Genomic DNA, 13,804 nt, shown 5'->3' with positions numbered 1-13,804 from the left:
ATGCGCCGATGGCTGAGTGAGGATGTGGTCGCGCAGGGCAGGCTTCCGCTGCTGTGCTTCCTGCTGGGGTTCATCGTCGGCTTCCTGTTGATCCGGCTCAGCGTCCGGCTGATCCGCAAGCAGGTGCGCTGGTGGCCGGGCAACCTGCGCTCCGGCGGGGTGCACATCCACCACATGGTGTTCGGGGTGATCCTGGTGCTGGCGTCCGGCGTCGGCATGGTCACCCTGTACCAGACCGCCGACACCACCACGGCCGCCGTGCTCGCCGCCGCCTTCGGTGTCGGCGCGGCGCTGACCCTCGACGAGTTCGCGCTGATCTTCTACCTGCGCGATGTGTACTGGGAGGAGCAGGGGCGCACCTCTGTGGACGCGGTGTTCGTCGCGCTCGCGGTGACCGGGTTGCTGCTGCTGGGTTTTCACCCGCTGTGGTTGCTCGACCTCAACGACTTCCGCAGCGACCCGAGCATCGAGGTCAGGGTGTTCGTCGTCGCCTTCGCGGTGGTGAACCTGGCGCTGGCGGCGATCGTCATCGCCAAGGGGAAGATCTGGACGGGGCTGTTCGGCATGTTCTTCCTGCCGCTGCTGTTCGTCGGCGCGCTGCGCCTGAGCCGTCCCGGCGCACCATGGGCGCGCTGGCGTTACGCCGACCGCCGCCGCCTCATGTATCGCTCCATCGTCCGCGAGCGCCGCTACCGTCGCCCGGTCATCCGCGCCAAGATCTTCGTGCAGGACCTGGTCGCCGGCAAACCCGACGTCGAGCACGTCCGCACCGCCGCCGAGGCCGAGCTGACCAGAACCGTCGTCCCCGCCCCGCCGGCTCCGCATCGGCACCACCTCTCGCTGTTCCCGGCGGACCACGAGCCCGAGCCCGTATCGCATACTCCGGATCGCGACTGAACTCCGCGTTCGATCGAGATCCGCACTACTGCACGGGATCCGCTAGAGCAGGGCGTCGACGATGGCCTGGGTGGCGGGTGCCGTGCTTTCGAAGTCGGCACTGGAGCACTCGCTGCGGCCTCTCGGCGAGCGGCGCGGTCCAGCGAACCAGTGCGGATCTCCGGCGGCGAGTGCGGTGGGCAGGCGTCGGTAGGAGAGGTGCTGCGCAACTGGGCAATTCGCGCGCCATCGAACCCCGCCCCCGCGTTCGATACCCAGATCCGCACCACCTCTGGGGATCTGCGCTCGGCGGATACCAGCTTTCGGAAAGTAGTGCGGAATCACGCACCGGAGCGCATCCGTCGGCGGCGCGCCGCGCGGCCGGTCAGCGAGCCGGCAGGGGGAGGGCGGCCAGGCGTGCGGGGTCGGCGAGGAGGTCGATGGCGGTGATCTTGTCGTCGGCGACGGTGAACGCGATGATCGACATCGGCCTGCCGTCGGCCGTATTCAACAGGCCCGCAACGCCGTTGACCACGGCGGGGGTGATGTCGTACATGATGGCGAACTTGTGGAACGTGTCCAGCAGTCCGGCGACCGCGGTGGCGCCCCGGATGATCTGGACGCCGCCGACGCCGCTGTCCGAGCGCAGCATCACGTCGGGATCGAGGATGGACAGCAGCGCGTCGAAGCTGCCGTCGCGGGCCGCGGCCAGGAACGCGGCCACGGCGCGGCGCTGACGGGGCAGGTCCGGATCCAGGCGTGGGGTCTCGCCCTGGACGCGTCGGCGCGCGCGACTGGCGATCATCTTCGCCGCGCCGGAGGACTTGCCGAGAATCGGCGCGATCTGATCGAACGGCATGGCGAACATGTCGTGCAGCACGAAGGCGAGCCGCTCGGCCGGGTTCAGCGAGTCGAGCACCACGAGCAGCGCGAGCCCGACCGAGTCCGCGAGCACCGCCTGCTGCTCCGGGTCGGTGCCGTCGTCGAGGCGGACGACGGGATCGGGCAGCTGCTCCTCGAACGAGTCCTCACGCCGCGCCCGCCGCGAGCGCAGCAGATCGAGGCACACCCGGCTCACGGCGGTGGTCAGCCAGCCGCCGAGATTGTCGATGCCGTCCTGATCGGTGCGGGCCAGCCGCAGCCACGCCTCCTGCACGGCGTCCTCGGCCTCGGCCAGCGACCCGAGCATCCGGTAGGCCACCGCGATCAGGTGCGCGCGATGCTCCTCGAACCGATCGGCCAGGTATTCGTCCACGTGGTCTCCTCGCGTTGTCGTCCCACCGTGATGACGATTCGCGAGCCGCGACTGTGACAACGCGGCGCGGTGTTACCTTCGCGCCCCGCCGTCCGTCAGACAGACAGCAACACCGACGGAAGGTTCGACAATCATGAAAACCAGCTCGAAGGACGTCGCCCTGCGCGTCGCCTACCTGGGCGCCACCGGGGTCCTGCTCACCGAATCGGTGGTCGGCTCCTACTGGGACATCGCCAGGATCCCTTATGTCCGTGACGTTTTCGACCGGCTCGAATATCCGATGTACTTCGCGACGATCCTCGGCGTCGCCAAGGCCGCCGCGGTGGCCGCGATCGTGCTGCCCGCCCCGCCCAAGGCCGAGGAGTGGGCCTACGCCGGGCTGACCTTCGTCTACGGCGGCGCGGCCGCCTCGCACGTCGCGGTCGGCGACGAGCCCAAGGCGTGGGTCGGCCCGCTGGTCTTCGCCGGCCTCACCCTCACGTCCTGGGGTCTGCGGCCGCCGCGCGGCCGGCGCAACCCACTCGCGCTGCTGCGTCGCTCCGCGCGCGCCTGACACAAGGAGAACATCATGAGCACCATCGAGGTACACGGCACGGTCGCACCGGGATTCGAGGCCGTGCGCGCCGAGTACGCCGAGGTAGTCGCCCAGGAGAACGGCGAATCCGGTTCGCAGCTGGCCGCTTTCGCGCACGGCAGGCCGGTGGTCGACCTCTGGTCCGGCGCGCAGGTGACCGGCGAGACGCTCACCGGCCTGCTTTCCTCGACCAAGGGCGCCGCGGCGCTGGTCGTCGCGCTGCTGGTGCAGGACGGGATGCTCGATCTGGATCGCCCCGTCGCGGCCTACTGGCCGGAGTTCGCCGACGGGGGCAAGGTCACGATCACCCTGCGTCAGGTACTCACGAACAAGTTCGGCGCGATCGGCGTGGACGGCGGCTTCAGTCATGCCGAACTCGCCGACGACCAGCTCATCGCCGAGCGCATCGCCGGTCAGCGCCCGTTCTTCCGGCCCGGCGTGCTGCAGGGTTACGGCGGGTTCGTCACCTTCGCCATTCTCGGCGAGGTCGTCCGACGCCTCATGGGCAGCTCCATCCAGGAGTTGTTCGAGGAACGCGTCCGGGCGCCTTACGATCTGGACATCTATCTAGGGCTGCCCGCGGCGCTGGACGATCGCTACCTCCCGATCCTGCCGTGGCTGGCAACACCGGAGACGCAGGCCGCCTTCGAAGCGAATTCTCCTGGGCCGCAGAGTCTTCCGGGCATCTCGTACAACCTCAACGCCCCCGGCTTCACGGCGGACGACGTGCTAGCCCTGCCCAACGATTCGCGGTTGCGCGCCAACGGACCCGCCTCGATGGGTGGTGTCGGCAGTGCGCGCGGTCTGGCAGGCATGTACGCCGCCGCCATCTCCGAGATCGACGGACGGGCACCGTTGTTGAAGCCCGACACGCTCGCCGTGTTCACCACCGTGCAGACCGCAGGCCACGATCTGGTCCGCGGTGCGAACGCGCCGTATCTGGTCGGCTTCGAGGCCAAGGGTCTTCGGCTTCCGTTCCTCGGGGCGAACGCCTTCGGTCACGCGGGCGCCGCCGGCTCCGACGGATTCGCCGACCCGCACAGCGGCCTGGCCTACGGCTATACCCGTCGTCGCGCCGCCTTCGGCTTCAACGGACCGGAGAACGATCGGCTGGCCGCGGCGCTGCATCGCGCCATTCGAGACAGCCAGGGCTAGGCGACATTTCGAGGCTGCACCCCGGACTTCACAACGCGGCCTAGGCGGCGATTCGCCATTCACGGGCCGGCGCCTCGTCCGGTGCCAGCGCGATCCGCAGGCACGCGGCGATCAGCGCGGTCTCGGCCAGCGCGCAGAGCACCGCCTGTGCGAATTGGGCTCCGGGTTCGGCGGTGATCAGGTCGAACCACAGATCGATCACCGCCGCCCCGGCGACCGCCGACGCGACCAGCCGAGCCCTGGAGTCGTTGCGGCGCAACAACATCGTGGTGAGTCCGCAACCGGCGGCGAGGAAGAGGTCCAAGCCGATCCAGGCCGCCGACCAATGTCGCACGTGCGCCGTGCTCGGCAACGTATTCCAGAGCATGGCGGCCCAGGGGAGGAGGAAGAGCCCGCTGGCGGCGATGAGCCGGCGCGCCGTGTGGGTGGTGAAGGGATGCAGGGCGGTCAGTCGCATGACGGCCACGCTACGTCCGCAAAGAGTTCTTTGCAAATATTTCTTTGCAAAAAACTCTTTGCTATCCTTCCCGTATGACCCCGCGCACCGGTGACGACATGACGAGTGCGGAACGCACCGCCCTCTACCGCACCCTCGCGCACCCACTGCGCGCCCGAATCCTCGCCTACCTGGGCAAACACGGGGAAGCGAACTCCGCGGCGCTCGCCACGGAACTCGGCGAGAGCACCGGCTCCACCAGTTATCACCTGCGCAAGCTGGCCGAACTCGGGTTGATCACCGAGATCGCGGAGAAGTCGACCGGTCGCGAACGCTGGTGGAAGTCGCTGCCGTTCAGCCACACCACGCCCGATCCGGCGACCATGGAACCGGCCGAGCTGGCCGCGGCCGAGCATCTGGCCCGGCTGAAGTCGGGTCGCGATATCGAGCTCTACCTGCGGGCCGTGCGGGAATGGGCGGGCCCGCAGGGCTGGGCGCAGGTGCAGCGGCACGGAACGCATCTGACGAAAGACCAGGTGGTGGCGTTCATGTCGGAGTATCGGACCCTGCTCGAGCGATACACTGTCGACCGGGAGAACGCCCCCGAGGGGGCCGAGCCCATGAACATCCGCCTGTTCGCGGTGCCCGACGCCCCGGCCTGATCCGGGGGCCGATTTCTCCGGCGACCCGCTGATCTGGCACAATACTCGGGTTGCCCTGGGTGATTTGTGGACCAGGCGCATCCCCTTGAATCGGAGCATGAACCGGCCGAGCACGCGATGTGCCGCCAGGGTCCTCTGTTCGCGCGAACCCATAAGGATGGAAATGAACACCCTTGACTTCGTCGACGAGAAGTCGCTGCGCAGCGACGTCCCCGACTTCCGGCCGGGCGACACCCTCAATGTGCACGTAAAGGTCATCGAAGGCTCGAAGGAGCGCATCCAGGTCTTCAAGGGCGTCGTCATCCGACGCCAGGGTGGCGGTATCCGCGAGACCTTCACGGTCCGCAAGGTGTCGTTCGGTGTCGGCGTGGAGCGCACCTTCCCGGTGCACACCCCGAACATCGACCACATCGAGGTCGTCACCCGCGGTGACGTTCGCCGCGCCAAGCTGTACTACCTGCGCGATCTGCGCGGCAAGGCCGCCAAGATCAAGGAAAAGCGCTGAGCTAGCTCTTCGACGCCTCCGCGCGTCCGGTAGCCCGGCATCGGAACTCGTTTCCGGTGCCGGGCTACTGTTTTCGGTGTGACTGATCACAGTGGGTCACCGACGGAACAACTGAAATAGTGTGACGCCGGTCGCCCGGCGTCGAACGAGTCTCAGGGTGCCGGGCTAATCTGTTCGGCGTGGCAGACGAAAGTGGGTCGGTGTCGGTGTCCGATTCGGGCGACGAGGGGGTGCGGCGGCGTCGCGGCAGGCGGCGGCGCGAGAAGAAGCAGCGTCCGTTCTGGCAGGAGCTGCCGATCCTCATCGTCATCGCGGCGGTGATCGCCGCGCTGATGGTCACCTTCGTCGGCCGCCCGTACGTCATTCCGTCGCAATCGATGGAGACCACGCTGCACGGCTGCGCCGGCTGCACGGGCGACCGCATCTACGTGCAGAAGCTGAGCTACTACTGGGGCGATCCGCAGCCCGGCGACGTCGTCGTGTTCGTCGGCCCGCCCTCGTGGAACACCCACTACCAGTCGATCCGTTCGGACAACGCGGCCGTGCGCGGCGTGCAGAACTTCTTCTCGTTCTTCGGCCTGGTGCCGCCGGACGAGAACGACCTGGTGAAGCGGGTCATCGCGGTCGGCGGTCAAACGGTGCAGTGCTGCGACGCGCAGGGACGGGTGCTGGTCGACGGCAAGCCGCTCGACGAGCCGTACGCGCGCTACCTGTTCCCGTACGTTCCCGGCCAGCCGTACGGCCCCGGCGGCGGACGCGAGTTCAAGCCGGTCAAGGTGCCCGAGGGGCACCTGTGGGTGATGGGCGACAACCGCAACGAGTCCGCCGATTCGCGCGCCCACATCAGCGACGAACTGCAGGGCACCGTCCCGGTGGACAACGTCCGCGGCAAGGCCGTGTTCAAGATCTGGCCGCCGAACCGGATCGGTCCGGTGCGTTCGCAGAACGCCCAAGCGAACTGAATGTCAGCGGGCGCAGCATAATTGGACGGGTGGGGCATAGCCGAGTGGGACAGAGCAATGGGTGGCCGCCGCGCGTGGTGATGCGCAAGGCGGGTGGGCTGCGCACGCTGGAAGCGGCGTTGATCCGCAGCGGGCTCGGCCCGGTCGCCGGCGTCGACGAGGCGGGTCGCGGACCGTGCGCGGGGCCGCTGGTCGTCGCCGCCTGCCTGCTCGCGCCCAAGGCCTACGACAAGCTGGCCGGGCTCGACGACTCCAAAAAGCTCACCGAGGCCGTGCGGGAGGAGCTGTATCCGGTCATCATCCGGCTGTCGCTGGCCTGGAACGTGGTGGTCATCCCGGCCTGGGAGATCGACTCGATCGGCATCCACGTCGCCAATATCGAGGGCATGCGCCGCGCCGTCGCCGGGCTCGGTCGGACGCCGGGCTACGTGCTCACCGACGGCTTCCGCGTGCCGGGCATCCCCGCGCCCTCGCTGCCCGTGATCGGCGGCGACGCCGCGGCGGCCTGCATCGCCGCCGCGAGCATCCTGGCCAAGGTCACCAGGGACCGGATGATGGTCGAGCTCGACGAGCGTTTTCCCGGTTACGGTTTCGCGTCGCACAAGGGTTACAACACGCCCGACCACATCGCCGCCCTGAACCGCCTCGGCCCCAGCGACGAGCACCGGCGTTCCTGGCGCAATGTGCGCGAGGCGGCGGGCCTGCGACCGGTCGCCGCGGTGGCCGACGAGGCCGACGCGGTGCTCGCGGGGGAGGTCGACGCGATGCTGTCCGAGGAGTTCCCAGTCGTGCGTCCGGATAGCCGAGTGGCTACCGGCGCCACCCATGCGCGATGATGTCAGCACACGACGCAGCGCGGCGAGAAGGAGGACGTCCCACCCGATGAGTGCCGAGGACCTCGAGAAGTACGAAACCGAGATGGAGCTCTCGCTGTACCGGGAGTACAAAGACATCGTCGGCCAGTTCTCGTACGTGGTGGAGACCGAGCGCCGCTTCTACCTGGCCAACTCCGTGGAGTTGCGGCCGCAGAACGCCGACGGTGAGGTGTATTTCGAGGTCAGGATGAGCGACGCCTGGGTGTGGGACATGTACCGCCCGGCCCGCTTCGTCAAGCACGTCCGCGTGATCACCTTCAAGGACGTCAATATCGAGGAGCTCGAGAAGCCGGACCTGCGCCTGCCGGAGTAACGCCCGGCCCCTGCGCACGGTGAGTTGTGCACAGGGCCTCAGTTGTTCACAGACCCGGCATTTGCCCAGGTCATCGCCCGAAGCCGAGGCGCACCGCCGGGCACGCTGGCCGAGTGACAGACAGAAGAGCGCTCGGCGCACACGGGGAAGAGCTGGCGGCACGGTACCTGCAGACCGCGGGGATGGAGATCGTCAGCAGAAACTGGCGATGCAGATACGGCGAGCTGGACTTGATCGTCCGCGACGCCGACGTCACCGCGTTCGTGGAGGTGAAGACCCGAACGGGCCTCGGCTTCGGCACCCCGGCCGAGTCCGTCACCTTCACCAAACAGCAGCGCATCCGGCGGCTCGCCCTGCTGTGGCTGTCCGAGCAGCAAGGCCCGTGGCGGCAGATCCGGTTCGACGTCGTCTCGGTGCTGCTCGCCCGGGGATACGAGCCGGAGATCGACCATCTCAAGGCGGTGTTCTGATGGCGCTCGGCCGGGCCCACTCGGTCGCCGTCACCGGGGTCGACGGCCTGCTCGTCGAGATCGAGGCCGACATCGGGCAGGGCCTGCCCTCGGTACACCTCGTCGGCCTGCCGGACACAGCGCTACAGGAATCGCGGGACCGGGTGCGTTCGGCGGTGGCGAACTCGGGGGAGAAGTGGCCGGACGGCCGCGTGATCCTGGCCCTCTCGCCCGCGACGCTGCCGAAGATCGGCTCCGTCTACGATCTCGCCCTCGCCATCGCGGTGCTCGACGCGTCGGGCGCGGTGCCGTCGGAACGGCTGGCGAAGACGGTGCTGCTCGGCGAGCTCGCCCTGGACGGCCGGGTCCGGCGCGTGCGCGGCATCCTGCCCGCGGTGATCGCGGCCCGCAACGCGGGGTGGCCCGCGGTAGTCGTGCCGGAGGGCGCGCTGGCCGAGGCGGGTTTGGTCGACGGGATCGAGGTCTTCGGGGCGGCCAGCCTGCGGACCGTGGTGGCCTGGCTGCGCGGGGAGGGCACGCTCGCCGAACCCAGCGGGCAGCTGCCCGAGCCGGTGCCCTCCGGTGGCGACCTGAGCGAGGTGGTCGGGCAGGACGAGGCGCGCTGGGCGCTCGAGGTGGCCGCGGCCGGCGGCCACCATCTGTTGCTCACCGGTCCGCCCGGCATCGGGAAAACCATGCTGGCGCAACGTCTTCCGGGGCTGTTGCCGCCGCTGTCGGAGGCGGAGTCGCTGGAGGTCACCGCCATCCACTCCATGGCGGGCGTGCTCTCCGGCGACCATCCGCTCATCACCATGCCGCCGTTCGTCGCGCCGCACCACTCCACCTCGGTGACCGCGATGGTCGGCGGCGGCTCCGGCACCGCGCGCCCCGGCGCGGTGAGCAGGGCGCATCGCGGCGTGCTCTTCCTCGACGAGTGCGCCGAGATCGGCACGAAGGTGCTGGAGGCGATGCGAACACCGTTGGAGGAGGGCGAGGTTCGCATCGCCCGCCGCGACGGCGTCGCCCGGTATCCGGCCCGCTTCCAGCTGGTGCTCGCGGCCAATCCCTGCCCGTGCGCGCCCGCTCGTGACGTCGACTGCATCTGCGCGCCGCTGGCCCGGCGGCGCTATCTCGGGAAGCTGTCCGGGCCTCTGATGGATCGCATCGACCTCTGGGTGCAGATGCACGGCCAGTCCGGCGCGGCGTTCAGCACCGACGAGGCCGAGAGCAGTGCGGTGGTGCGCGCTCGGGTCGCCCTGGCGCGGCAGGCGGCGGTGCGGCGCTGGCGGGAGCACGGGTGGCTCACGAATGCCGAAGTGCCGGGACATATTCTGCGCCAGCAATTCCGCCTGCCGCGCGAGGCGATCGCGCCGGTCGAGACAGCCTTGCGACTCGGTCGAATGTCCGCCCGCGGCGCCGATCGCGCCATCCGGGTGGCGTGGACGATCTGCGACCTGCGCGGCGTGGAGCTGCCCACGGCTCAGGACGTGTTGGCCGCGTTGAACTTCCGTCAGCGAGGCGCGCAGTGAGCCCGGAGTGCGCGGCGGCCCGCGACTCTTTCGTGGACGAGGTGGACATCGACCTCGCCATGACCGCGGGCGGCGCCGCGCCGTTCGACATCGACGGCTACGAGCGACGGTTGGCGTGGGTGTATCTGTCGCGAGTGGTGGCCGGGCCGTGCGCGGCGCTCTCGGCCTTGATCGAGTCGGTCGGGGTCGTCGAGGCGGCGCGTGCGGTGCGCGAGTGCGCGCTGCCGCAATCGTTGCGCGGACCGACCGAGCAGCGGCGCGGAACCGATACGGCCGCACGCGATCTGGATCTGATGGAGCGGCTCGGCGGCCGGGTCGTGACGCCCGACGATCCGGAGTGGCCGGCCTGGCGGTTGCTGGGTCTGGCTCAGCTCGACTCGGGGCGTGACCGCGACGGCGCGGTGCCGCTGGTCCTGTGGGTGCGCGGACCACGATCGCTGCTGGAATCGAGCGACCGGGCCGTCGCGGTCGTCGGCGCTCGGTGCAGCAGCGGTTACGGAAATCAGGTCACCGCCGAAATCGCGGGCGATCTCGCGGCGAAGGGCTGGACGATCGTGTCCGGCGCGGCCTTCGGCATCGATGCGATGGCGCATCGCGCGGCCTTGGCCGTCGGCGGCGTGACCATCGCGGTGCTGGCCTGCGGTGTCGACCGGCCGTATCCCGCACAGCACGATCGGCTGCTGACGGAGATCGCCGAGACCGGGCTGGTGATCAGCGAGTATCCGCCGGGCACGCCGGCGCACAAACACCAGTTCCTAGCGCGTAATCGGCTCGTCGCCGCGCTGGCCGACGGTGTGCTGGTCGTGGAGGCGGGTCTGCGCAGCGGGGCGCGCAACACGGTGAAATGGGCTCGGCGACTGGGTCGTCCGGCGCTGGCGGTCCCCGGCCCCGTCACCTCGGCCGCCTCCGCCGGCTGCCACCGGATGATCCGCGACGGCGAGGCCCTGCTCGTCACCCGCGCCGAGGAGGTCATCGACGAGGCGGGACCGCTTCGGCTCCTGCTGCCCGACCCGAGCGACAGTCCCGGGGCGGCCCTGTCCGGTGACGAGGCCCTGGTATTCGCCGCACTGCCGGAGGTCGGCTCCCGCTTGCCGCGCGAGTTGGCCGAACAGTCCGGCCTGCCGCTGCCCGCCGTCCGGGCGGCGTTACCCGCGCTCGAACTGGCGGAACTGGTCGGCGCGAACGAGTCCGGTTGGTACCGAAAGCAACCCGCCCGTCGCCACCGATAGGCCAAGTGTCCCAACGCAATCCAACCCAGAAAAGGACCCCCTCACCCATGTATGGCACTGGTACCATAACCACCATGCTGAAAAAGACAACGGTAATGGTCGACGAGGAAGACCTAGCCCTCATCAAGGCGGCTGCCCTCAGGGAGGGACGGCCGGAGTCCGAGATTTTCCGCGAGGCGTTCCACATCGCTGCACTGCGCACCAAGCGCTGGGACGAGGAGTGGGACATCCCGAGGCTCGACTTCGGCCGCACGTGGACCCACGAGGAGATCAAGGAGGCGGTGGCCGACGAGATCATCCGGCGGAACACTTGATCGTCATCGGGGACACCTCGGGCCTGGTAGCGGCCTTCAACAGCGGCGAGCCGGAACACGAGCGGGCCCGCGCCGCACTGGCCGAGGCGGCGCTGACGGTGGTCTGCCCGCTGGTGCTGCTGGAAATCGAGTTCGTCGTGACCAGAGATTTCGACTGGTCGACGGCGGGCATGCTCAACGACTGGCTGCTCGCCCAGGAACCGCTCGGCCGGGTCGCCGCGCCGGATCTGCCGAGCGGTCTCCTGCGCAAGGCGCGCCGGGTGCAGGACCACTACGCCGCTCTGCGACTGGATCTGACCGACGCGGTCAACGTCGTCCTGGCAGCCGAGTACGAGACCGACGTGATTCTGACCCTCGACCGCAAGGACTTTCGCGCGATCCGCCCGTTGACGGGTACCGCGGCTTTCCGTGTGCTACCCGACGACCTGTGACCGGCGCGGTGGCTTGCCAAGGAAAACGACTGTCGGAACGGTGGTGAGATGGAAGAACTACCCGAGGACCTGGAAGCGCTGCTGACCGAGTACGCCAGGCATCTGCGCCTCGGCCGGAACCGGTCGGCGCACACGGTGCGCGCCTACCTCGGCGACGCGCGTTCGCTGCTGGCGCACCTGTACGCGAGGTCGGCGGATTCGGCGGTGCGCGAACTGGATCTGACACTGCTGCGATCCTGGCTGGCCCAGCAGGCGCAGGCCGGGGTGGCGCGCACCACGATGGCGCGGCGGGCCTCCTCGGCCCGGACCTTCACCGCCTGGCTCACGCAGACCGGCCGGCTGCCCGTGGATCCCGGGCTGCGGCTCGGCTCGCCCAAAGCCCACCGGGTGCTGCCCGCCGTGCTGGGCCGCCAGCAGGCGCTCGGCGCCATGGACGCCGCAGAATCCGGTGCTGCGCAGCATGATCCGATGGCGCTGCGGGACAGGTTGATCGTGGAGCTGTTGTACTCCACCGGGATTCGGGTCAGCGAGCTCTGCGGCCTCGACATCGACGACGTCGACCGCGAACGCCGGGTCGTCCGCGTGCTCGGCAAGGGGAACAAGGAACGCTCGGCCCCCTTCGGCATCCCCGCCGACGAGGCGATCGGCAACTGGCTCCAGCACGGCCGAGCCGCCTTCGCCACCGCCGACTCCGGCCGGGCGCTGCTGCTCGGACGCCGCGGCAAACGCCTCGACCAGCGCCAGGCCAGAAGTGTTGTGCACGAGGTGGTCTCGTCCATCCCCGGCGCACCCGACATGGGCCCGCACGGGCTACGCCACACCGCGGCCACCCATCTCCTGGAGGGCGGCGCCGATCTCCGCGTCGTCCAGGAACTCCTGGGGCACGCCAGCATGGCCACGACTCAGCTCTACACCCATGTCTCCATCGAACGCCTCAAAAAAGTCCACGACCAAGCCCACCCCCGCGCCTAAAGCGCACAACCTGATCATCGCGAGCCCGCCCGGCGTGCCGGAGGCGAACTCGCGACGGGTCGAACTGCCTAGCGCGCAACGTTTCTCGATCGCCAGATCGGGAACATGGCGCACCCGATCCAGTAGTGCGGAGCCCCAGGACCAGCCCGCCTTCGCGACCGCGCAGTACTGTGAAACGTTCACCTGCGGGATAGTTGTCCGGCCGGAGGAGAGAACCGACTACCCATGAACGACGAGCGACCAATCCTCAGACCCGGCGAAACCTGCTGGCAGATCGCCCGCGCCGATCGCCTGGCGTGCATCGTCGACGCCGCGGACTACTTCCGCTACGCCAAGTCCGCGATGCTGCAGGCCCGCAAACGCATCGTGCTGATCGGCTGGGACTTCGATACCCGGATCAAGTTCGAACCGCACGACAAGACTCTCGACGGCCCCAACCGGCTCGGCAAGTTCCTGTCCTGGCTGCCGAAGCAGCGGCCCGATCTCGACATCTACCTGCTGAAGTGGAACATCGGCGCGTTCGCCGCGATCGGCCGCGGGATGACGCCGATCTTCGTCATCAACTGGATGACCGATCGGCGGCTGCACTTCGAGATGGACGCCGCGCACCCGATCGGGTCCGCACACCACCAGAAGATCGTGGTGATCGACGACGCGCTCGCCTTCTGCGGCGGCATCGACATGACCGTCGACCGCTGGGACACCAGCGACCACCGAGACGACAACCACTACCGGACCGAGCCCAACGGCAACCGCTACGGGCCGTGGCACGACGCGACCACCGCCGTCGACGGGGAGGCGGCGAAGGCGATCGGCGAATTGGCCAGGGACCGTTGGAAAGCGGCGACGGGCCAGCAGCTGGACCCGGTCGACGAGATCGCCGGGGACACGCCGTGGCCGGAAGGGCTGGAGCCGACGATGCGGTCGGTGGACGTGGGCATCGCGCGGACGTTCCCCGAGCTCGCCGACCGTGCCGAGGTCCGGGAGATCGAGGCGCTGTACCGGGCGGCGATCGCGAGCGCCACGCGGTCGCTGTACATCGAGAGCCAGTACCTGGCCTCGCGCGCTATCGCCGAGGCGATCGCGGCACGGCTGCGCGAGCCGAACGGCCCGGAGATCGTGCTGGTACTGCCCCGCCACGCCGACGGCTGGCTCGAGCAACTCGCGATGGACGGGGCGCGCCGTCGCCTCCTGCACCTGCTGTGGGCGGCCGACACCGAGAACCGGCTCGGCGTCTACTACCCCGTGACCGAGGCGGGCGCCCCCA

17 protein-coding genes are annotated in these 13,804 nt (G+C 69.2%); 15 read left to right on the top strand and 2 right to left on the bottom strand.

Going from position 1 to position 13,804, the window contains the following annotated elements; all coding sequences use genetic code 11:
* Window positions 1-897, top strand: a complete 897-nt coding sequence (locus ON39_RS22665; protein WP_040737406.1) for a hypothetical protein — start codon at window positions 1-3, stop codon at window positions 895-897.
* 364 nt (window positions 898-1,261) lie between these two features.
* Here the strand turns inward: ON39_RS22665 and ON39_RS22660 are convergent, their stop codons facing one another.
* Window positions 1,262-2,131, bottom strand: coding sequence for a sigma-70 family RNA polymerase sigma factor (locus ON39_RS22660; RefSeq protein WP_040737404.1), 870 nt, complete (start codon window positions 2,129-2,131; stop codon window positions 1,262-1,264).
* A 133-nt stretch (window positions 2,132-2,264) separates the two neighbouring features.
* On the opposite strand from ON39_RS22660, the gene ON39_RS22655 reads away from it, so the two are divergent.
* Both ON39_RS22655 and ON39_RS22650 read left to right on the top strand, forming a co-directional pair.
* The gene (locus ON39_RS22655) at window positions 2,265-2,684 is read left to right on the top strand and encodes a DoxX family protein (protein WP_040737403.1); all 420 of its coding nucleotides are present in this window, start codon (window positions 2,265-2,267) and stop codon (window positions 2,682-2,684) included.
* Window positions 2,685-2,699: 15 nt separating this feature from the next.
* Window positions 2,700-3,860, top strand: coding sequence for an EstA family serine hydrolase (locus ON39_RS22650; protein ID WP_040737402.1), 1,161 nt, complete (start codon window positions 2,700-2,702; stop codon window positions 3,858-3,860).
* A gap of 40 nt (window positions 3,861-3,900) precedes the next feature.
* Here ON39_RS22650 and ON39_RS22645 read toward each other — a convergent pair whose 3' ends face one another.
* Window positions 3,901-4,317, bottom strand: coding sequence for a hypothetical protein (locus ON39_RS22645; RefSeq protein ID WP_051186934.1), 417 nt, complete (start codon window positions 4,315-4,317; stop codon window positions 3,901-3,903).
* A 74-nt stretch (window positions 4,318-4,391) separates the two neighbouring features.
* On the opposite strand from ON39_RS22645, the gene ON39_RS22640 reads away from it, so the two are divergent.
* The 12 genes from ON39_RS22640 to ON39_RS22585 form a co-directional block, all read left to right on the top strand.
* On the top strand, window positions 4,392-4,958 hold the full coding sequence (locus ON39_RS22640) for a winged helix-turn-helix domain-containing protein (RefSeq protein ID WP_040737400.1): 567 nt from the start codon (window positions 4,392-4,394) through the stop codon (window positions 4,956-4,958).
* Between the two features lie 163 nt (window positions 4,959-5,121).
* Window positions 5,122-5,463: a 50S ribosomal protein L19 gene (gene rplS, locus ON39_RS22635; protein WP_029893064.1), complete on the top strand. Its 342-nt coding sequence runs from the start codon at window positions 5,122-5,124 to the stop codon at window positions 5,461-5,463.
* Between the two features lie 179 nt (window positions 5,464-5,642).
* Complete coding sequence (gene lepB / locus ON39_RS22630; protein WP_169335907.1) at window positions 5,643-6,425, top strand: signal peptidase I; 783 nt, start codon at window positions 5,643-5,645, stop codon at window positions 6,423-6,425.
* Window positions 6,426-6,505: 80 nt separating this feature from the next.
* A complete protein-coding gene (locus ON39_RS22625) occupies window positions 6,506-7,261 on the top strand; it encodes a ribonuclease HII (RefSeq protein ID WP_040737439.1) in 756 nt (251 codons plus the stop codon).
* A gap of 46 nt (window positions 7,262-7,307) precedes the next feature.
* On the top strand, window positions 7,308-7,613 hold the full coding sequence (locus ON39_RS22620) for a DUF2469 domain-containing protein (RefSeq protein WP_011210678.1): 306 nt from the start codon (window positions 7,308-7,310) through the stop codon (window positions 7,611-7,613).
* Window positions 7,614-7,726: 113 nt separating this feature from the next.
* A complete protein-coding gene (locus ON39_RS22615; protein WP_040737397.1) occupies window positions 7,727-8,083 on the top strand; it encodes a YraN family protein in 357 nt (118 codons plus the stop codon).
* Window positions 8,083-9,591: a YifB family Mg chelatase-like AAA ATPase gene (locus ON39_RS22610; RefSeq protein WP_040737395.1), complete on the top strand. Its 1,509-nt coding sequence runs from the start codon at window positions 8,083-8,085 to the stop codon at window positions 9,589-9,591. The genes ON39_RS22615 and ON39_RS22610 overlap by 1 nt, the downstream gene beginning before the upstream one ends.
* Window positions 9,592-9,650: 59 nt before the next feature.
* Window positions 9,651-10,820: a DNA-processing protein DprA gene (gene dprA, locus ON39_RS22605; protein WP_174412554.1), complete on the top strand. Its 1,170-nt coding sequence runs from the start codon at window positions 9,651-9,653 to the stop codon at window positions 10,818-10,820.
* Between the two features lie 74 nt (window positions 10,821-10,894).
* A complete protein-coding gene (locus tag ON39_RS22600; protein ID WP_040737436.1) occupies window positions 10,895-11,134 on the top strand; it encodes a ribbon-helix-helix protein, CopG family in 240 nt (79 codons plus the stop codon).
* Window positions 11,131-11,565 (top strand): PIN domain-containing protein, encoded by a 435-nt coding sequence (locus tag ON39_RS22595; RefSeq protein ID WP_040737394.1) that lies wholly within the window; start codon window positions 11,131-11,133, stop codon window positions 11,563-11,565. The genes ON39_RS22600 and ON39_RS22595 overlap by 4 nt, the downstream gene beginning before the upstream one ends.
* Before the next feature lie 48 nt (window positions 11,566-11,613).
* Window positions 11,614-12,537, top strand: coding sequence for a tyrosine recombinase XerC (locus ON39_RS22590; protein WP_040737393.1), 924 nt, complete (start codon window positions 11,614-11,616; stop codon window positions 12,535-12,537).
* A 225-nt stretch (window positions 12,538-12,762) separates the two neighbouring features.
* The coding region (locus tag ON39_RS22585) for a phospholipase D-like domain-containing protein (RefSeq protein WP_040737391.1) at window positions 12,763-13,804 on the top strand (1,042 nt) is incomplete at its 3' end.

The organism is Nocardia tenerifensis NBRC 101015 (genome assembly GCF_000308715.1).
GTDB classification, from domain to species: domain Bacteria; phylum Actinomycetota; class Actinomycetes; order Mycobacteriales; family Mycobacteriaceae; genus Nocardia; species Nocardia tenerifensis.
This window is presented reverse-complemented; position numbering and strand designations above follow the sequence as displayed.